The 19,303-nt window shown below is 45.9% G+C and carries 19 protein-coding genes; 3 read left to right on the top strand and 16 right to left on the bottom strand.

Features of this window, described 5'->3' with window-relative positions; translation table 11 throughout:
- Positions 1-42 precede the first annotated feature (42 nt).
- From QOZ98_RS05760 to QOZ98_RS05715, 10 genes are all read right to left on the bottom strand, one after another.
- Positions 43-957: a DMT family transporter gene (locus tag QOZ98_RS05760; protein WP_308786523.1), complete on the bottom strand. Its 915-nt coding sequence runs from the start codon at positions 955-957 to the stop codon at positions 43-45.
- 80 nt (positions 958-1,037) lie between these two features.
- The gene (gene panF / locus QOZ98_RS05755) at positions 1,038-2,498 is read right to left on the bottom strand and encodes a sodium/pantothenate symporter (RefSeq protein ID WP_308786522.1); all 1,461 of its coding nucleotides are present in this window, start codon (positions 2,496-2,498) and stop codon (positions 1,038-1,040) included.
- Positions 2,495-2,764, bottom strand: a complete 270-nt coding sequence (locus tag QOZ98_RS05750) for a YhdT family protein (protein ID WP_308786594.1) — start codon at positions 2,762-2,764, stop codon at positions 2,495-2,497. The genes panF and QOZ98_RS05750 overlap by 4 nt, the downstream gene beginning before the upstream one ends.
- A gap of 185 nt (positions 2,765-2,949) precedes the next feature.
- Positions 2,950-4,248, bottom strand: coding sequence for an HlyD family secretion protein (locus QOZ98_RS05745; protein ID WP_308786521.1), 1,299 nt, complete (start codon positions 4,246-4,248; stop codon positions 2,950-2,952).
- Positions 4,241-4,933, bottom strand: coding sequence for a hypothetical protein (locus tag QOZ98_RS05740; protein WP_308786520.1), 693 nt, complete (start codon positions 4,931-4,933; stop codon positions 4,241-4,243). The genes QOZ98_RS05745 and QOZ98_RS05740 overlap by 8 nt, the downstream gene beginning before the upstream one ends.
- Before the next feature lie 453 nt (positions 4,934-5,386).
- Positions 5,387-5,617, bottom strand: coding sequence for a DUF2187 family protein (locus QOZ98_RS05735; RefSeq protein WP_236015552.1), 231 nt, complete (start codon positions 5,615-5,617; stop codon positions 5,387-5,389).
- Between the two features lie 151 nt (positions 5,618-5,768).
- Positions 5,769-6,716 (bottom strand): C40 family peptidase, encoded by a 948-nt coding sequence (locus QOZ98_RS05730; protein ID WP_308786519.1) that lies wholly within the window; start codon positions 6,714-6,716, stop codon positions 5,769-5,771.
- A gap of 27 nt (positions 6,717-6,743) precedes the next feature.
- Positions 6,744-7,667: a S66 peptidase family protein gene (locus QOZ98_RS05725; protein WP_308786518.1), complete on the bottom strand. Its 924-nt coding sequence runs from the start codon at positions 7,665-7,667 to the stop codon at positions 6,744-6,746.
- 612 nt (positions 7,668-8,279) lie between these two features.
- Positions 8,280-8,750: a transcriptional regulator gene (locus QOZ98_RS05720; RefSeq protein WP_308786517.1), complete on the bottom strand. Its 471-nt coding sequence runs from the start codon at positions 8,748-8,750 to the stop codon at positions 8,280-8,282.
- A gap of 576 nt (positions 8,751-9,326) precedes the next feature.
- On the bottom strand, positions 9,327-9,698 hold the full coding sequence (locus tag QOZ98_RS05715; RefSeq protein ID WP_308786516.1) for a hypothetical protein: 372 nt from the start codon (positions 9,696-9,698) through the stop codon (positions 9,327-9,329).
- Positions 9,699-9,895: 197 nt separating this feature from the next.
- On the opposite strand from QOZ98_RS05715, the gene QOZ98_RS05710 reads away from it, so the two are divergent.
- Both QOZ98_RS05710 and QOZ98_RS05705 read left to right on the top strand, forming a co-directional pair.
- On the top strand, positions 9,896-11,428 hold the full coding sequence (locus QOZ98_RS05710) for a hypothetical protein (protein ID WP_308786515.1): 1,533 nt from the start codon (positions 9,896-9,898) through the stop codon (positions 11,426-11,428).
- Positions 11,425-14,148, top strand: coding sequence for a DEAD/DEAH box helicase (locus tag QOZ98_RS05705; protein WP_308786514.1), 2,724 nt, complete (start codon positions 11,425-11,427; stop codon positions 14,146-14,148). The genes QOZ98_RS05710 and QOZ98_RS05705 overlap by 4 nt, the downstream gene beginning before the upstream one ends.
- A 63-nt stretch (positions 14,149-14,211) precedes the next feature.
- Here QOZ98_RS05705 and QOZ98_RS05700 read toward each other — a convergent pair whose 3' ends face one another.
- Together QOZ98_RS05700 and QOZ98_RS05695 are read right to left on the bottom strand one after the other, a co-directional pair.
- On the bottom strand, positions 14,212-14,355 hold the full coding sequence (locus tag QOZ98_RS05700; protein ID WP_308786513.1) for a hypothetical protein: 144 nt from the start codon (positions 14,353-14,355) through the stop codon (positions 14,212-14,214).
- A 27-nt stretch (positions 14,356-14,382) separates the two neighbouring features.
- Positions 14,383-14,793, bottom strand: coding sequence for a single-stranded DNA-binding protein (locus QOZ98_RS05695; RefSeq protein ID WP_308786512.1), 411 nt, complete (start codon positions 14,791-14,793; stop codon positions 14,383-14,385).
- A gap of 292 nt (positions 14,794-15,085) precedes the next feature.
- Here QOZ98_RS05695 and QOZ98_RS05690 point away from each other — a divergent pair, with 292 nt between their 5' ends.
- Positions 15,086-15,523, top strand: coding sequence for a YwpF family protein (locus tag QOZ98_RS05690; protein WP_308786511.1), 438 nt, complete (start codon positions 15,086-15,088; stop codon positions 15,521-15,523).
- A 106-nt stretch (positions 15,524-15,629) separates the two neighbouring features.
- On the opposite strand, the gene fabZ is transcribed toward QOZ98_RS05690, so the two are convergent.
- The 4 genes from fabZ to murA form a co-directional block, all read right to left on the bottom strand.
- On the bottom strand, positions 15,630-16,067 hold the full coding sequence (gene fabZ / locus QOZ98_RS05685; RefSeq protein ID WP_142827149.1) for a 3-hydroxyacyl-ACP dehydratase FabZ: 438 nt from the start codon (positions 16,065-16,067) through the stop codon (positions 15,630-15,632).
- Between the two features lie 136 nt (positions 16,068-16,203).
- Positions 16,204-16,467, bottom strand: coding sequence for a DNA-directed RNA polymerase subunit beta (locus tag QOZ98_RS05680; RefSeq protein ID WP_308786510.1), 264 nt, complete (start codon positions 16,465-16,467; stop codon positions 16,204-16,206).
- Positions 16,468-16,554: 87 nt separating this feature from the next.
- The gene (mreB, locus tag QOZ98_RS05675; protein WP_308786509.1) at positions 16,555-17,580 is read right to left on the bottom strand and encodes a rod shape-determining protein; all 1,026 of its coding nucleotides are present in this window, start codon (positions 17,578-17,580) and stop codon (positions 16,555-16,557) included.
- 274 nt (positions 17,581-17,854) lie between these two features.
- Positions 17,855-19,153 (bottom strand): UDP-N-acetylglucosamine 1-carboxyvinyltransferase, encoded by a 1,299-nt coding sequence (gene murA / locus QOZ98_RS05670; protein ID WP_308786508.1) that lies wholly within the window; start codon positions 19,151-19,153, stop codon positions 17,855-17,857.
- Between the last annotated feature and the right edge of the window lie 150 nt (positions 19,154-19,303).

The raw sequence follows: 19,303 nt of genomic DNA, 5'->3' as shown, positions 1-19,303 counted from the left end.
ACATGCCGATAAAGCAAAAAAGTTGCCAAATAAAAAAACGGCTCAACTTGAGAGCCGCTTTCTGCGTTTTTTCAAAAGGTCTTCCGCTGCTCCCGAACCGAACAGCACGCCGATGACAATCAGCACCAATCCATAAATATGGCCCACTGTAATTTCTTCATTCAAAATCACGCTGGCGCCAACTAAAGAAAACAAAGTATTCAAGTTCATAAAGATAGCGGCTTTTGTCGGTCCCGCCTGTCCGATTGAATAGTTGTAAAGCATGTGGCCAACTGCTGTGCCAAGCATCGCCGAGAATGCGAAAGCAATCCAGAACGATGTCGGGACAGTGGCGAACGTCCGGATTTCACCCGGTTCCTGAATCAGTGAAATGATAAACAGCACCACTGCACCCACTATAAACATATAGCCTGTCAATAAACGCGGATCCAAGGAGCGAGCTGCGTTGGCGATGACAATATAGCTCAGCACCTGTGCCAAAATCGAAATGAACACAAACACATCGCCGACGTTCAAGCCCGTTGCCGCGCCGTTTCCCACCAGCACCGTAGCAGCTACACCTGCAAAACCAACCACAACGCCCAGCCATTGCAGCTTCGACGGGTAATTGCGCATAATCAGCGACACCAGAACCGCGGTCAGCATCGGTCCTGTGCCCAGGATCAGCCCAGCATTCGAACCCGTTGTCAGAGACAGGCCGTTCGACAGGAAGTAATGGTGCGCGACGACATTGAGCAGCGAACCGAGGAAAATGAACTTCCAATCGCTTTTGGCTGGCCATCGCAGCATTCTGAAGCTGGCGAGAATTCCCATGACCGACAGCCCGGCCAGTAAAATACGGAATGCCGTCAAGGTGACAGGATCGACAAATTCCACCATGTATTTAACAGAGGCTAAGTTAAAGCCCCAGACAATCATCACTGCTGTCAGGATGCCGTAAATTTTCCACTGAGTCAATTGCGAAGACCTTCTTTCGTCTATCTGAATATAAGCATTTATTTTACGCCTGTTTTCGGTTTCTGTAAACGTCCGATAATTTACTTTAGAGCTGGCGCATTGTATTGATAAGCCTTCCTGCCGACCAACAAGCTAAAGATGATAAAGGCCACAAGCGACAGCAACACCGGCAGCGTCACGGTATGGACGCCGAACAAATTGCCGTTTTCCAGGTTGTAAAAATGCAGCCCGATATAGCTGACGATTCCCGTCGCCATCGATGCAATCGCCCCGTATTTATTGCCCCATTTCCAATACAGCCCGAGGACGATCGGCCAAATGAAAGCTGCTTCCAATCCCCCAAAGGCAAAAAGATTCAAGAAAATCAGCAGCTCAGGCGGATTCAATGCCAGCAAGAAGACGATGATGCCGAGCATGCCCGTGACACCGAACGAAATGCGCTTGATGGTTTTGATGGAGGCATCGGGTTTTATGTAATTCAAATAAACATCTTTGACAATCGACGAGCTGACCAGCAGCAACAAGGAATCGACGGTCGACATGATGGCAGCCATTGGAGCGGCCAAGACAATCCCCGCTACCCATGGCGGCAAAGTTTCCAATGCAATGAGCGGAATGACTTTGTCGCCGATTTCGATTCCAGGCATGACCGGACGTGCAAAAACACCGATCAAATGCATATTGAGCATGATAAGTCCGGTAATGATCGTTCCGATGATCAATGCCCGGTGCATCGAACGCGAATTTTTATAGGACATGGCACGGACGGCAATCTGCGGCAGGCCGACAACGCCGACACCGACCAGAATCCAGAACGACGACACATACGCAGCCGTCAAATCACCGTTTGCTCCGTACGGCGTGACCAAATTCGGGTTTTCATTGAGCAGGTCATTGACGATGTTCGGAATGCCTCCGCCTGCGATAATGACCGCAATCAGCAGGATCAGGGTCCCGATGAGCATGACGGCCCCCTGCACGGCATCGGTGAGTGCAACCGCACGGAAACCGCCGATCGTGACATAAACGAGTACACTGACAGCAAATAAAAATAAGGCCGAATTATACGATAAGCCCGTCAGTGATTCCACCAGGCGCGCACCGCCGATCCACTGCGCTGCCATTGCGGAGAACAGGAAAATGATGATGCTGAAAGCCGACAGCAGCACGACGGCTGAACTGTCATAGCGTGATTTCAAAAAATCAATCATAGTGATGGCTTTGTAACGGCGCGCCATAATGGCGTATTTTTTGCCGAGGATCATTAACACAAAATAGCCTGTTACCACTTGTGCCATTGCCAGCAGCACCCAGCCAAATCCCATGGTGTAGGCAGTTCCCGGACCACCAAGAAAACTGGACGCACTGCCATAGGTTGCCACCATGGTCATCGCCAGCACGAAGCCGCCAAGTTCCCGTCCGCCCAGGAAATAGTCGCTGATAAAATTGGACGATGCTGTCAGTTTGCGGCTCGCCCAATAACCGATAAAGAAAATAACCAATAGGAAGACGATCATCGGGACCAATACTTCATAATTCATGGCGAACCCTCCTCATCATCAAATGGCACTTCTGTAAAAAAGAAGTGGACAATTACGATGACCAGAACCGCAATCACTAAAAAGCCGAGGACGCAGCTATAGAAAAACCAATCCGGCAAGCCGAAGACGTAGCTGTATTCCTCGACTGGCCGAGACCCCATTCCGTACGCAAATCCAAACCACCACACAAAATTGAACAGCGCCAGGCCGACGCCGATTTTCGCCTCCCGGTGAGCTATTTTAAACCGCCAATCCGTTTCTTCCATTACACACACTCCGTTCAATCGCTTTTTTCGTCCTGCTTTCGTGCTCATCAACGTTTCTCTTTAACGGGAGCACGCTTTGTCTGAGTCTATCGTACACCATTGCCAAGTGAAGATTAACCCAATTTCTGTATTTTTGGCCAGTCAAAAACCCGAAAGCTGCTGCTTCCGGGTTGATCTGATGAAATTTACCGTGCCAGCAGGTATTCGATATAGGCACGCCAATGCGTATTTTTGGCGTATTCAAAATCAGGCTGATGGCTTGGAAACGGCATGAAGACTTTTGGAGGCGATACGAAATTTTCCAGCTTTTCTTCATTGATGACCATTGTTCCAGCTTCCGGGCCTTCGGACAGCACAGTTTTTGCCCCATCTTCAAAATCGGCTGCTACTGTGAGTGTCTGGGGGCGGCCATTGATGTTCAAGAGATGGGTTTTGCCGTCAACCCCGTCGTAATCGAAAAGCCAGCCAGTTGGAAGTGCAACTGCATCTTCAGCTGTTTCCAAAGTGATAGCCGCATTGACATTGTTGCCATATGGCATGGCGTGATCGAGCGGCTCGTCTGCAACAATCCGCACTTCGTAGTAGGCCAGCGGGTTGTTTTGCTCTTTTGGATCCAGTTGATGATAGGCTTCCAGCCATTTGGACTCTTCAGCCGGCATTTCGGAAACGCTTTGGACAGTTCCTGTGGCAACGCCCTCAATGCCCTCGCCTTGGATTTTCACCACGTCTGCCACTTCCACAAGCGGCCATTCATCTTCCAGCACATAGCTCAGGAACACTTTGTCATTGGAATAAATTTCAATGCTTAGCGGTTCTGTATCCCGGTTGATTTTAGATATTGTACCATCCACCGGACTGATAACTGCCGGATTTGAAAGATTTTGCGATAGTTGCGCATCAAGCACAGCCAGTTGCGAATCGATGGACGCCAATTGCTGCTCGGCCTGAGCGATGCCGGCGGCGTAGGAACCGTCCTGCGGAACCGCTACCCCAACCGAAACATTGACATCAAACTGGATGGTTTCATCGTCTTCATTGGTGATTTCGGAATTATCGGTTGCGTCCTGAGACACTGGACCTCCTTGGGCTGCTCTTGCCTGTTGAAGAGTGGCAAGCGAACTTCTCACTTCGGTCTGCTGCCCTTCCAAAGCGGTTTTCTGGGTTTCCCAAATCGCACGCTGTTCTTCGGTTTCTGCTTCGTTTAAGGTAGCCAGTTCAGCTCCTGCAGTGACGCTGTCGCCTTCACCCACCAGCCATTGCTGGAGCGCTTCATGGTCCTGCACGTAGATTTCGACTGTTCCCTGCGGCGCAGCCAAAGCTTCTTTGTAGAGGTTGGTCTCGTATGCCCGCGTATAAGCCTGCTCATAGTCGCTGACATAGACACTTTTGGATAAGATGCTTTTCTCGCCGAACATCAAAAGGAAGTTGGCCGTCAAAAAGGCAATAACCGCTACGGATAAACCGATAAAAAAGAACCTATTCAAACGGATTCCCTCCTTCCATGAAGCCGCTCAGCATATCGTCCACTGGAATGAGGCTGAATGATGCCACAATCAAAGCAGCAATAATGTGAAGCATGATCAAGCCGAATAACACGAGTTTCGGATTGATTTTTGTAAAGCTGCGAATAAAACGGTACTGTATTGCAATAACCAGGGAAGTGAATAAAGTCAGCTGGTTAAAGAAATAAATCAGGAAATCATTGTCCAAAAACGTGGATGCGATCGGCCCGAATGAAAAAATTGAGACCGACATCGTAAAACCCGTCAAGGCAAATAAAAGGAAAATCAGTCCCTTTTCGATGACCAGCAAAGCGGTGACATAAGTCTGCATAATAATTGCGGAACGCCATGGCATCCGTAGAATTTTGCTGAATAAAAAAGCGGCACCGTAAAGATGGAAAGCCAAATAAAAGCCGGCCCATAGGAGCGTACCCGCAAGCGAGGTCCAGCGCGCCAATGTATAGGCATCCCACATGCCCGCTGCCAAAAGCGGTGTCAGCGACTCGGTGTTCATGCCCCAGATTTCACTGAGCGCAAAGACCAATAGGCCAATCGCAATGATACAAGCAATACGCTTATTGACGTTGCGCATTTCAGTATGTTGGATGTTATGTATAAGTTGCCCTTGTCTTGGGAAAAAGTGCCAGAATCTAAAGTCTGATATCATGCGTATAGTTCCTTTCAAGGCAATTGACGTTCTGCTTCACTTTACTTTACCAAAAAAGCGTCCCCTTTGGAACGCATTAGCTGGTACATTTTTCAATATTTGAAACGTTTGAGCCAAAAGGCATAGGAGCGTGGTTATTTATTTCCGAACAAGCCAGCAGACTGGGTCTGAGTAGAGAAATCGCTGCAAGCGGAGACGTTCTTATCAGTAGTCAAGCATTTTTTCTGGCGGATTTGCCGGAAGAGGCGAAGGAGCGAGGAGTTCGCAGGCCAAATAAACCTGACAATCCCTTTTTTTCGCAGGCGTTTATTGATAACGGGATGGGAGCCCACTCCAGAGCGACTGAAGCAGTTTTATTAAGTGATCTCTTTGTTCAACTTATATATTTAAAATTCATCTAAAAATACAAAAAAGGAAGGTTGTTCTTGGTGAACAACCTTCCTTTCAATCGTATTAAGCTTCGATAATCCGGTATTTCTTATGTGAAATTACGGTCATGTTGGATGCAGCACCAATTTCTTTTGCATCTTCTGGTGAAATTTCAACAATCACTGAGTTATCCATAATTTTAAAGATGGTGCCGTTAACATCGACGCCGTTGCGAGTGAAAGATATCCATTCACCGATGTAGCGGGCCGCTACGAATTCTGATACTTCTTTTTCATGGGGTTGGAATGCCATCATTACCACGCCTCTCTTTTGTGAAACACTATCTGTTTATTATAGCACAATTTATCAAGGATTTCACCTTTTAACGAGCTCTGCAGCTAAATCAACCGATTCGGAAAGCTATTGCTGGCAGGTGTTTTGGAAAATACAGAGAGGTAATTCTTCATTAGTCCCGATTTTCTGTTTCTGTAAATCGGCGAACTGCACATAACTCTGCTTCATGCTTTGTGCCGGCCAGTTCGATGATTTCTACCGCTTTTCCAGGAGTCGGGGAATGAAGCATCAAACCGTTGCCGTAATAAACACCCACGTGATGCAGCCTTCCTTTCCCTTCCTCGTAGGCAAAGAACAGCAAGTCGCCGATATGCCAAGAGTCTTGGGTATGCTGATCGATTTCAAACCCTTCGAGTGCCTGATCGACCGCATCGCGTGATATGATAACTCCGTTTGCTTTCATTAAATTATATGTGAATCCCGAACAGTCAAAGCCATAGCTCGACATGCCTGCCCATAAATAAGGAAGATCCAAAAATTCACTACCCAGCCGGGCAATGTCCAAGCCGCTTCCGAGGGGGACTCGGTCATAGGCAGCGACGATTTCCACAGTGTCTGCCTCAATCATGGCATCGCCATCCGGTGTTTGAAGCCGGACAAACTCGCCCAGTTCCTTGACCGGCAATAAGGTATTAAACGATACCGTTTTCAAAGGCTTGAATTCCGCAGTCCAAAGCTGAGCTTTGTTCGCCGTTACGCGTGCATAGCCGAGTTCAGTCAAAGCTTCAACTTTCTTCAATTGGCTCATCGGCACCCAGCCCGGATAGCCGCGTTCGTCTTTTTGGCAAGGCTGCCAAAGTGCCGCGATTTTCGCCCAGCCTTCCACCACTCTATCAATCATCACAGGCTCCCCGTAGAGAAGCTGCGTCTGGATTCGGTTGCTGTTGGTCAGGTCGCTGTTCTCTTCGCGGCTCATTTCCTGCAGCCATTTATTGATATTTGGGTTTTCCGCAATGTTTTCCGCATCGACAGAACGCACTTTTTCCGGCGCTGTCCAGACGGTTGCGACCGGAACACTGCATACCCATGCCGTTGATTTTGTCTGTGGCAAACTCTTCACCCCACCTCTTGTTTGATTCCCCAGATTTTATTGCACACCGGGAAGGATCGTCAAAGTTTTAGCGTCCCCATCCAACCGTGCAAGTGCACCAAGCGGCACAGAAAAATGCGGTTCGCAGTGGCCAATTTTAAAACCTTTGACCACCGGAATTTTCAACTCGCTAAAGTAATCGGCAAACACTTGATCCAAAGTCAGCGAAGGGGTGTCTTGTGGGGAAACGGCATTCTTAAAATCCCCGATAACAATTCCCGCTGCTTCATCGAACTTGCGAGCCAAACGCAGTTGGTTAAGCGTCTCGTCCACTTCGTATGGTTCTAAGTTAATAGCTTCAATCAATAAAATTTTGCCTTTGACATCCAAGTCGAACTTAGTGCCGACTGCGCTGCGGATCAGCGACAAATTGCCGCCTACTAGTTCGCCTTTCGCAACTCCACCCACAAGCGTTTCGAGCGGCGCCACTTCTTCTGTGTAATGCAGCTCAAAAGGCTCGAATAACTGGCCAAACATGCGCGCGCTGCGTTCGTGAAATTCCGGTTTGGCAACATCGGATGCCAGCATCGGTCCGTGGAATGTGACCATTTCGGCATACTCTCCGATTGCTGTATGTAAAAATGTAATATCTGAATAGCCCCAGAACACTTTTGGGTTTTCCATGATCATGGCATAATCAATCCGATCCGCGAAACGCGCCGAGCCGTAACCACCGCCTGCACAAATAATGCCGGCCACTTCCGGATCTTCGAACATAGCATGCAAGTCATCCAGACGTTCTTCATCAGTTCCTGCCAAATAGCCGCGGGAAGCATCGATTGATTTGCCAAGTTTTATTTTTAATCCAAGTTCTTCGAGAAACGGTAAAGCTTTCCTCAGATTTTCTTGATCCGGTGGACTAGAAGGTGCAATTACACCGACTGTATCCCCTCTTTTTAGTCGCTTCGGCAATTTCCTCAACATCATCTACTCCTTTATTCTTTATGTTTTCTTTATTATAGCCTTTTAATGGCATTTTTAACCTATCAAGCCACGGCAGGTTTTCAAAACTCTATAGATTAAAGGTAATGTTCAAATCTTCCGAAATCTGCAATCAGGCCCCTAACATGTCTCAATGTATCAATACCTGCATGATAGTTCAAACAAGCTCCTCGCGATTCTTGTATAAATTTTGAAAAATATTTTGTTTTTTGAATTTTTAGTCATTTTGTACGATGTTTATCATAAATCAATAATTTATACTAAAAATAAGTTAGCGAACATCCTAACTTGCTGTAAGATCTTCCATTTACAGACCCAATCGAAAAGGAGCGGATGGCGATGAATTTTGACAAAGTACTTGAACTCGGCTGGGAAGATCTTGCAATTGGAGTAGCGGGCTCTACAGCAATAATGCTGTTTATCAATTTCTATACTTTGATGTAAGGGGTGACCTATGAATTACGCAGAATTATAAAAGCTCTTTTCCCATAAAAACGGAAAAGAGCTTTTCATATGCTTTTTTTTATATTCAAAAACGCCTCCCCATTGATCCGGAAAGACGTTCTTTATCCATAGGCTGCTAGTTTCACTTTACAAACCTCCATATAATTGTTTTGATTCGCGCTGCTGGGCGATTAATTCATCGAACATCGTCCGGTCTCCTGCACTTAATGCTTCATCAATCATTCGGCTGTAATTTTCCTGCTCCAGAAAATAAATAGCATCGGCTGCTTCTTTTCTAGACTGTTCGTTCACTTCGATCAACTCGGCTCTTTCTTCCTGCAGGATCGCTTGAAGATGCCTGTGAATATCCGACACGAGCAACAATTGATAAAGAGGCAAGCGGATAAAACGATTGCCTTTTTGGAAAACGAAGACTTCCGAAAGGTTTTCCACCTGGAACGTATTCAGGTTGACGATAATCTCTTTGCCTTCCACGGGAATAAAGTGGAACAGCTCATCGTCTTTCATGATGGAAAAGTATTGATAGGCAAAAACAAATTTCACTAAATGCCCTTCTTTCTTTGTATAGAACGGCTTCATGAGCTTCACATGCAACATCTGACTCACCCCCATTTTTTAAATATTCTGATTACATATATCATACCATAAAAACCTCTTTTCGAAAATAGTATTGCATAAGAACCTCCTTATATAGTAGACGTTTCAGAACATATTTTTGTCACATTTTTTAATAAAAAAGTCACGAATTTATTTATAATATTTTCTCCTTCATTCTTTAGGGTTCTTCCGGTAACAGATGGCAATTTTAAAGGCCAAAATCATCAGTTCAACATCTCTATGGAAATTTGAAAAATTTTGCACTTGCGCTTTTAGCGAAGGCGCGTGCACCACCGCCGCCAAGCGGTTTTAGAACTAATCTCTCCCTACCTTCTGAACACAACACCAATAGTATCTTTATCAACCAATTGCCAGGCTGAGGCGCTCCAAAGCGGCCGAAGCAACTTATAAAACCCACTAAAACTGCTATACAAAAAACTTTCCAGCGAAGGCGCATGTACTTTTTTAGCTCGAGCAAGCTGTAAAAATCCGCTCTTTTGACAACACCCTTTCCAATAAAAAACCTCCCGGCTTCCCAATAGATAGGCAGACAAAAGGCTCTCAAAAATAGCTATGTTATTTTTTGCTGCGCGTTCGTTGATGGCGATGGCGTGGAGCTGCCACCATGAAATGCATTTCGTTTGGATTAATGTAAATTGAGACTTTCTCCATGATATAAGCCACCAGACTATGGAATTCTTCATCAGACAATTGCCGCTTATAAAAAATAATTCGATTCATTTTGAAATCAACCTGTACCTGCTCCAAGTAATCCGGAAAAAGCCGGGGGTTATAGATGCTGTAACAACTACCATCTGATGAAATTTGCCAACTGATCTTACCAAATACCAAATCGGCTTTTGCATACACTACTTCCCAGGCCACAACGTCCTTCGGATGCAAAACGGACCGCAAATCGGGGATTTCCAAAACAAACGAATTGAACAACGATCATTCTCCTATCCATATATCTAAATTAGGTATTTATTACTTTCATAATACCATTTAACTTACATAAAACAAGGACTCTCGAAAAATAATAGAATAAGATAATGTTCTCTAAAGCAATAACCTATTCTTCACCGTTTACGGAGCAGTCAGAAAGTCGTATAATAGAAGGAAAGTTTTATTTTGGGGCGATGCATATGGCTACGGTTCAATCCCTGGCGAAAAGATTCGAAGATACGATTCACAATTATATGGCTGCTATCGACAAATCGCTTCTCCCGACTCGTGCGTTGGATGAAGAAATGGTTCGAAAAGCAGTCTTTTTAGTGCGCCACGACGGCGTTCAGATTCAGTCGTTCAATGAAGAGCGGCTGCTTCTTGAAGCAATCGTCAAAGATGCACATGCAGTTAAAATTATTCTCAACTTCGATAAGCTGACGGCAATTTGCGCTTGTCCGCAGGAACCGATGTGCCGTCATCGGCTGGCGGTCATTTTTTCGCTGTATCAAAAGATTGGCTCTCTTTCAGAATGGGTAGCCGCATGGCGGGAGCCTGAAAACAAACAGCTTACTTTATTATCCGAAAAGCGATCTCCGGAACAGTGGACAAAATTGATCCGAAGTGTATGGCGTGAGGCCATTCCGGATTATACGACCCGCAATTATTTTTATTTTGAACAAATGTACGATGGCCGTTTGAAGAATGCCTTGTCTTACGTACCTTTAGAACGTGAGTGGAAAGTGCTTTACCGCACCTATGCCCACTTTATTTCCTTGACTGAAGTATGGTCAACTTTTATATCAGGCACCCAAGAAGTCCATCATTCCTTTTTTAAGACGTGGTTTGACGACGAATTGCATGAATTGCGCGACCTGCTTGGACAGCTGCGTGTGCAGCACCGCACTTTCGAAGCGGATGCTTTTTTTGAGTACTTGAAAACCTTGATCCGCGAATTCATAGAAGTGAAGGATGCTTCGTTTTCGCAGCGTTTTACACTTTATCAACTGTTCTGGACCAATTTGTTTACCACCAGCAAACTGCGTGAAGAAGAACTTGCCGCATTGAAAAATCCGGATGAGCGGTTAAAAGCGTTTTTCTCCATCCTATTGAAAAAAGATTTGGATATCCGGAAAATCTCACCCAATGAAACGCATGATTGGGTCGAACTGGCGGTTCTTGCTGAAAATGAGGGGCACCCACAAGCATTGTCCAGCATCTTGCTGGCGATTAAGCCGCATGTTAAAACGTTCCTGTTTGAAGGACTTTATACGCAATACCGCCACCAGTATGTGCGGACACTCAGCCGCCTGTTTTCACAAATTGATTTGAGCGAGCTGGACTGGGAAGATTTGTTCAAGCAATTCGGCCATTATGGCCTTCCCGCCTATTCGGCTTATTTGATTGAAAAGCAGCTATACAAACAGTGGGCAGAGCTGCATCATCTTCACAATTCTCCCTTGTACTTCGCTGAGGAATGCGGGCTAAAAGAAGTTCAGGCAACCGCGCCCGACTACGTGCTGCCCTTGCTCCATCGGTACGCGCTCGCTCATTTGGAGGAGCGCAACCGCCCAAGCTACAAGCAAGCCGTACGCGTCTGGAAAAAGATGAAAGCGGCATGCAAGAAAAGTGGACAAATGGAGTTTTGGACTGCGTACATCAATGAAATCCGCACACAGAACAAGCGCCTTCGTGCACTCCAGGAAGAGATCGAGAAAGGAAATCTGATATGAATCAATTCCAAACTGAAGGAAGCCGCCTCTATTATTTAACGATTAGCCGCGGTGAACTTTTTCGCATCCAGGCGACCAATGAAGCAGGCAACCGGATTCCACCGGAAATCTGGAAACCGTATTTGTATTTTCTCGACAAAGACAGCTTTTTCGGTTTAACGGCAGAGACAGATGGCTTGGACCTGGTGCTGACACCCGCTGATTTTGTCCGCCTGTTCCAGCGCGAGCCACATCATTATGTGTTGTTTGCCGGACAGCGTGCAGAAGACGAAGGTTGGCTGAAGCTTGCCGGAAAAGTCGCTGATTCCTTAAGCGATCCCGATTTATGGGACCATGTGACCGTTGAAGACGGAGACATCATCATCAGCAACAAATATGGTGATGAAGAAATCCGCACTTTCCTTAGCGATACCATTCACCATCAATTGCGCCAAAAAGGATTATCGGTGGCCCAGCTGCCTTATATCCAAGGATTTATCCAACAAGCCGGCTGGCAAGGCTGGCCGGATGCGGATGACTACGTCGTCGCGGTGCAGCTGAGCGAACCCGACGCAGATGAATTTTGGTCCTTTAAAGTCGTCATGCGGTCCAAACGGGGCAGTGTCTACTGGTCCCCTTCCAAACGGCGCGCAGACGAACCGATCGATAAGGCGTTGCCGGAAAAATGGCGCCCTTTTGCGGAAGATATTCAACAGCGCCAATCACTGCTATTGAGCTTATGCCCTTCTGTAGAGCGGTTTGACGAAGAACGTTTTTACCATGTGGAATGGACAGATGCGGAAATTCTCGAGTTCCTGCGCAACGACGCTGAAATTTTGCAGGCATTCGGCATCGAGGTATCGATTCCTTCCTGGCTGAAGGCAGTTCAGGAATCAAAAATCCGTGTCAAAGCCAATGTCAATTCGCCGATTAAGAAAGCATCGGTTGTCGGGCTTGATCAAATCATCAATTTCGACTGGCAGTTTTCCCTTAATGGCCACGAACTGAGCATGCAGGATTTCCAGCGCCTCGTCTCTGAAAACAAGGAATTTATTCGCATCGGCAATGAATGGGTCCGTGTCGATTCAAACCTGCTGATGCAATTGCGCAAAATGATCGAAGAAGCAGAAGATGCTGATTGGACAATCAAAGACATGCTGTTCCAGAATGTTCCGGAAATTATGTTGGAAGAAGCAGCGGACGAAGACGATCCATTGGTGGAATTCCATTTGAACCGATCGTTGAAAACACTGCTCGATAAGCTATTGGACAAACGCGATTTGCCGGAAACGCCGCTGCCGCAGAATTTATTGACGGAACTGCGTCCTTACCAGAAAATCGGTTTTGATTATTTGGTATTTATGCGCGAAGAAGGCTTTGGCCTTTGTTTGGCGGATGATATGGGGCTTGGCAAAACTGTTCAGCTCATTACGTATCTGCTGCATGTCCACGGGAAAAATCCGGATCAGCCCTCGCTGATTGTCTGTCCGACTTCTGTGCTCGGCAACTGGCAGAAGGAATTAGAGCGTTTTGCGCCTGATTTGAAGGTTGTCACCCATTACGGCAGCATCCGTCCGAAAGGCGAAGAATTTAATGCCTTTTTAGCGGAAGAGCAGCCGGATGTCGTCTTATCAACTTATGGAATTGTGTCTTCTGACGGGGAGGAAATGCAGAGCCTGCACTGGTCGAGCATCACCTTGGATGAAGCGCAGAACATCAAGAATATGTACACAAAACAATCGCGGACAATTCGGAAGTTCAAAGGCGACCACCATATTGCTTTGACAGGTACGCCGATTGAAAACCGCCTGTCGGAATTATGGTCGATTTTTGATTTTATCAATAAAGGCTACCTGTACCGCATCAAGCAGTTCCAGGAAAACTTCATGATCCCGATCGAACGCGACAATTCTGAAGATCATAAAGAGAAGTTGCGCCAGCGGATTCAGCCATTCCTGCTGCGCCGGACGAAGAAAGACCCGGACTTGCAGTTGAACCTTCCTGAAAAACAGGAACAGCTGGAGTATTGCCCATTGACGCCTGAACAGGCTGCTCTTTACGAAGGACTTGTCCAGGATACGGTGCAGAAAATGGAGACGCTCACAGGTTTTGAGAAAAAAGGGCTGGTACTGAAAATGCTGAGCAAATTAAAGCAGCTATGTAATCATCCGTCTCTTTATTTGAAAGAGCCATATACGAGCGCCGCTGAAATCCTGCCCCGTTCTCAAAAACTGGAGCGCATTGTGACCTTGGCCGGGGAAATTGCTGAACGCGGGGAACAATGTTTGATCTTTACCCAATACATCGGAATGGGGCATTTGCTGCAGCAGGCCATCAATGAATTGTATGGCCATGAAGTTCCCTTCTTGACCGGCAGCATGCCGAAACAGCAGCGTGATTCCTTGGTAGCTTCTTTCCAGGCTGGAAAATTCCCGATTTTCATCCTGTCCTTGAAAGCGGGTGGCACCGGCCTAAACTTGACGGCTGCGACACACGTTCTTCATGCCGACAGATGGTGGAACCCTGCCGTGGAAAACCAGGCAACTGACCGTGCTTATCGGATTGGACAGACGCAATTCGTCCATGTCCATAAATTTGTGACGATTGGGACCATCGAGGAAAAAATCGACTCCCTGTTGGTGCAAAAACAGTCCATGTCCGAAGAATTCATTCAGTCCAGCCAATGGATGACCGATCTTTCGGATAGCGATTTGAAAGAACTGTTCACTTATTCACTTTAAATAGCTTTAAATAAATCCGGCCAGGTCCCCACCTGGCCGGATTCCCCTTTTAGACGTGAAAATTCACCCTTTTTGAGCGGAACGGAAGATCGATTTCAGTTCACTTAGTTCCCGCTCCGCCTCTGCCAGTCGCTGATGGAGCAAAGCCGTTAACTTTATCAATTGCTCCATATGCACTTCCAGTTGCAGCTGTACATCTTTTGGCATCGCTAAGTGCCTCCTTTGTGTAATCGCTTATGCGTTCACCTGTTCCGTCCCCGGCGGCTGGAAATCGAAGTCTGCATCAGACTGCGGTGTTTCCTGCTGAGGGACGGTTTCTTCTTGTGTTTTTCTTCTGTCGAGAAAGCGTATCTGGTCTCCGAGCACTTCTGTTACATAGATGCGCGTGCCATCTTCTTTGTCGTAGGAACGTGATTGCAGGCGCCCGGTGACCGCGACGAGTGAACCTTTGACGCAGTATTTTGACACATTGTGGGCTGGTTTGCCCCAGGTCGAGCAAAGAACATAGTCTGTTTCCGTTTCTCCTTTCTGGTTTTTATAGTTCCTGGAAACTGCGACGATGAAGGATGTATGTATTCGCCCTTCCGTCAGCACGCGCATGGATGGATCTTTTGTTAAACGCCCTACAATTCCAACTTGGTTCATTTTCTCACCCCCTTTCGCTTATCTAGAGCATACTAAGAAGATTGAATTCTTTGCAAAACCGAAAAAATTATTTTTTGCGCTTTTTCCGCTTTCATATTTCATTTTTGGAAGCATTCCAAAACTTTTTTTCAACGCTGTCTACTGGCTTGGCCGCATTCCAGCTTAAATGACTGCTTGTACCAAAAGTAGTTTTTAGCAGAACAACCGATTTTTTTCATCCATCTTTTCAGTTCGCGTGCTAAATCTTCTCTATGCTATACTGAAACAAAGTAAGCATTGGAGGCATCGCCGCATGAAAACATTTAAAATGCTGTCACTGGGTGTTGAACAAGACGATCAAGTAGTCGATTATCCGGTGCATGACGGCATCATCATCAACCAGGAGAATACTGAGAGATCGTGGATTCTTGAAATGCTCATTGATTTATCCCATCAGGAAATGTTTGAAAAACTAAAGCAAACAGAAGAAGTTGTAGCCGTGCAGGTTGTCATTTCCTATCCTGGAAATGAGCCGGCTCCCTTTGAAGTTGTGGTTCATGCAGTAAAGGCCATGGGCGACCATATTTCTGTATTGATGAAAGGCACCTTGAAACGGGCCCGCCGGAAATACGCGGAAACCTTGCTGTCAGAGCTGCTGGAAGATGGTTTTGAAGGGCAAGAGCTGCTTGAACGCTTTGAAACTGATATGCGCACCCGCCCTGGCTTGAGAAAAGACGAGGCAAAATCCTAGTTTGCCATAACGAAAAAACTGCCGAAGTCAATGTGACTTCGGCAGTTTTTTATGAGAGCGACAATTACTATATGTCAGTCGCTCCTCTTATGGATGAAAAGTTTAATTATTTTGCTGCTACCGGTCCTAAAGCGAAGAGGATATCACATTCGCATGCAATTTCTCCGTCTACTGTCGCAATGGCATGGCCTTTGCCCATTGAACCGCGCAATTTCGTCAATTCAACTTCCAAACGCAATTGGTCGCCTGGAGTGACTTGGCGTTTAAAGCGGCAATTATCAATGCCGGTGAAAAACGCCAGACGGCCTTTGTTGGCATCCAGCTGAAGAACAGCCGCGGCTCCGACTTGCGCCAGTGCTTCCACAATCAAGACACCCGGCATGACTGGATACCCCGGGAAATGTCCATTAAAAAACTCTTCGTTTGCAGATACGTTTTTTAAACCAACCGCTCTTTTGCCTGCTTCGATTTCCAACATCCGATCCACCATCAAAAATGGGTAGCGATGCGGTAAAATTGCCTGAATTTGCTCTGTTGTCAACAATCGATTCCACTCCTTTTATCCCGCTTTAACGGTCAACTCCCGCTTCTTAAAGCGGAAAATCAACTGACCGTAAAAGTCCGATTGGATCAACTAACACTCAGTGGAAATGAAGAACTCCACTGAGTGAAGTTTCTCTTTATTTTCCGCTCATAATATCCAATATGTGCTGCCATGTCTCCCATTTCAGTGCATCCGCTGGCCTGCCATCTCCGATGACGCCAAAGCCCACCATCGCACCCAGAACAGCCGCTAAGGCAATCAGGGCGATGACGAGGATGATACGGAGCCAGATTGGAAACAGGCGAATTTGAACCCACCATGTCTTTTTCGGCTCTGATGTGTCTGGTACTTCTTTTTTCGCTTTTTTCCGAAGAGAAAAGTTTTTTTTCAGCTCAGCCATTCACTCTGCCAACCTTTCCATCTACTGAATTCTCGACTTTGCCGCGAAGCAAACTCGTACAAATTACTGTCATTATACTAAAATGAATTATTTTTGCCATTCGCTAATTGGCTCTGTTTTTTTTTGGCGAAAGATATTTTCTTTTGCTTCCAGCATCAAACCTGTACCGAGTACAACACATTCCATTGGATTTTCGGCAATTGAAACTGGCACTTCCAACTTTTCAGCCAACAGCTTATCCAGTCCGTCCAACAAAGCGCCGCCACCCGTCAAAATTGCTCCGCTTTCAATGATATCAGAAGCCAGTTCCGGCGGTGTTTTCTCTAACACCATCCGCGCAGCCTCGACAATCAACTGAATCGATTCTCTTAAGGCTTCTTCAATTTCTATCGATGTGATCATCAGCGTTTTAGGATATCCTGTCAGAATATCACGGCCACGGATTTCCATCTCTTTTTCTTCAGTATGCTTTAATACTGTACCGATTTCCACTTTAATTTTTTCAGCAGTTTTTTCGCCGATCAGCAGCTTGTGATGTTGTTTGACGTACCGCATGATTTGCAGGTCAAATCGGTCGCCAGCTACTTTTATCGTTTCACTCGTCACAATGTCTCCCATGGATAAAACCGCAACATCCGTTGTCCCACCGCCAATATCGATGACCATGCTGGCACTTGGCTGATAAATATTAAGGCCAGCCCCGATGGCAGCGACTTTCGGTTCTACTTCTACATACACTTTTTTTCCGCCCGCTTTTTCTGCCACTTCACGTATGGCATTTTGTTCAATGCTTGTTACGTTTGTAGGGCAGCAAATCAAGATGCGCGGCTTGGTCATAAACCCTTTTAGTTTTAAGATGTGTATAAAGTGTTTGAGCATCGCTTCGGTGACATCGAAGTCGTGGATCACGCCATCTTTCAATGGACGGATAGCCACAATATGCTTTGGCGTTCTGCCCATCATTTTACGCGCTTCTTTTCCGACAGCCAGTACTTCTCCGGTCTTCCGATCCATGGCCACTACCGAAGGCTCGTTCAAGATGATTCCTTTGCCTTTAACGTATATCAATACATTCGCTGTTCCCAGATCAATTCCAATGTCTTTAGAAAACATCAAGCCCGCACTCCTTTTAAACCATTTTTCCTGCTTATTCAATCGAAAGATCCAGTCCAGCAGCCTAAAAACCTGTTTAGATTGCTTGCATTCATTAAGGTGAGCCCAGCTGAATAAAGTTTCTCTTTGATCCTATGTATGTTCAAAAAAGATTCTCTTAACTCCATATTTTATCATAGTCAGGATCGCAATGACAAAAATTCCTGAATTCAGCCAGTTCATAAAAAAAGCTTGCGGGGCTGGTAAAAGCCTCGCAAGCCCATATGAAAATCGATTAGACCAATTGTTCAACTTTCGTTTCTGCCTGTTCAACAGTTACACGCTCAATATCTGCACCTAAAGCTGCCAGTTTTGAATGAAAGTTAACATATCCGCGATCTAAATGATATAGTTCGTTGACACGAGTAATGCCATCTGCAGCAAGTCCTGCCAAAATCAAAGCAGCCGCCGCACGCAAATCAGTAGCTGCAACTTCAGCACCTTGAAGATTTGAAGGGCCTTCCATGATTACTGAACGGCCTTCAATTTTAACAGAAGCATTCATGCGGCGGAATTCTTCCACGTGCATGAAACGGTTCTCAAAAACTGTCTCCGTCAGAATGCCGCTGCCAGTAGCTGTCAGCATCAAAGACATCATCTGTGACTGCATATCTGTCGGGAATCCCGGATGAGGCATCGTTTTAATATCAATTGAACGAAGCGGACGGCTTGCACGAACGCGCAATCCTTGTTCCGTTTCCTGAATATCAACACCCATTTCTCCCATTTTGGAAATCAAAGCAGTCATATGTTCAGGTACAGCGTTCTCAATGATGACATCGCCTTCTGTAATTGCAGCAGCAACCATAAATGTCCCAGCTTCAACACGGTCAGGAATAATGTAATGCTCAGCTCCGTGCAATTCTTCGACGCCTTCGATACGCATAATATCCGTACCCGCACCAATCACGCGTCCACCCATTTCATTGATGTAGTTCGCTACATCTACAATCTCAGGCTCTTTAGCCGCGTTTTCAATAAGTGTCGTGCCTTCTGCCAATGCAGCAGCCATCATGATGTTTTCGGTTGCACCAACACTCGGGAAATCCAAATAGATTTTTGCTCCGCGCAGACGTCCAGTTGTTCTGGCTTCAACAAATCCGTTGCCAAAAGTGATGCTTGCGCCCATTGCTTCAAAGCCTTTTAAATGCTGATCAATCGGACGTGAACCGATTGCACAGCCGCCTGGCAAAGCTACACGAGCAAATCCATTACGTGCAAGAACTGGTCCCATTACCAAAATCGAAGCGCGCATTTTACGCACATACTCAAATTGGGCTTCGCTTGATAATGTTGCTGAAGAATCAATCAGCATTTCATTTTTTTCAGGTGAATACTCAACAGAAACATTTAAGCTTTTTAAAACTTCCTGAATCGTGTAGACATCTGCTAAATTTGGTACTTCTTTAATGATGCTCTTGCCTTTTGAAGCTAATAACGCTCCAGCCAATACCGGAAGAACTGCATTTTTAGCACCCTCGACCCGTACCTTCCCCGTTAATTTTTTTCCGCCTTTTACAATGATTTGATCCACTGATATGCCCTCCATGTGTTTAATAGTCATCTATATGTATCCCATATACGTTTAAAAGTCCAATGTCATTATTTAGAAACAAAACCTTTCTCATACTAACCTGTTTTTTAGTAAAAAACAAGCAACTATACTCTCATTTTGCGCTACTAT

The organism is Planomicrobium stackebrandtii (assembly GCF_030814955.1).
Taxonomy (GTDB): domain Bacteria; phylum Bacillota; class Bacilli; order Bacillales_A; family Planococcaceae; genus Planococcus; species Planococcus stackebrandtii.
The sequence above is the reverse complement of the archived record's forward strand: the minus strand, read 5'-3'. Positions and strand labels throughout refer to the sequence as shown.

Coding starts and splice junctions, on each gene's coding strand:
- panF (WP_308786522.1), bottom strand. CDS start 2,498: ATGAATTATGAAGTATTGGTCCCGATGATCGTCTTCCTATTGGTTATT.
- QOZ98_RS05750 (WP_308786594.1), bottom strand. CDS start 2,764: ATGGAAGAAACGGATTGGCGGTTTAAAATAGCTCACCGGGAGGCGAAA.
- QOZ98_RS05740 (WP_308786520.1), bottom strand. CDS start 4,933: ATGATATCAGACTTTAGATTCTGGCACTTTTTCCCAAGACAAGGGCAA.
- QOZ98_RS05735 (WP_236015552.1), bottom strand. CDS start 5,617: ATGATGGCATTCCAACCCCATGAAAAAGAAGTATCAGAATTCGTAGCG.
- QOZ98_RS05720 (WP_308786517.1), bottom strand. CDS start 8,750: ATGTTGCATGTGAAGCTCATGAAGCCGTTCTATACAAAGAAAGAAGGG.
- QOZ98_RS05710 (WP_308786515.1), top strand. CDS start 9,896: ATGGCTACGGTTCAATCCCTGGCGAAAAGATTCGAAGATACGATTCAC.
- QOZ98_RS05705 (WP_308786514.1), top strand. CDS start 11,425: ATGAATCAATTCCAAACTGAAGGAAGCCGCCTCTATTATTTAACGATT.
- QOZ98_RS05700 (WP_308786513.1), bottom strand. CDS start 14,355: ATGCCAAAAGATGTACAGCTGCAACTGGAAGTGCATATGGAGCAATTG.
- QOZ98_RS05695 (WP_308786512.1), bottom strand. CDS start 14,793: ATGAACCAAGTTGGAATTGTAGGGCGTTTAACAAAAGATCCATCCATG.
- QOZ98_RS05690 (WP_308786511.1), top strand. CDS start 15,086: ATGAAAACATTTAAAATGCTGTCACTGGGTGTTGAACAAGACGATCAA.
- QOZ98_RS05680 (WP_308786510.1), bottom strand. CDS start 16,467: ATGGCTGAGCTGAAAAAAAACTTTTCTCTTCGGAAAAAAGCGAAAAAA.
- mreB (WP_308786509.1), bottom strand. CDS start 17,580: ATGTTTTCTAAAGACATTGGAATTGATCTGGGAACAGCGAATGTATTG.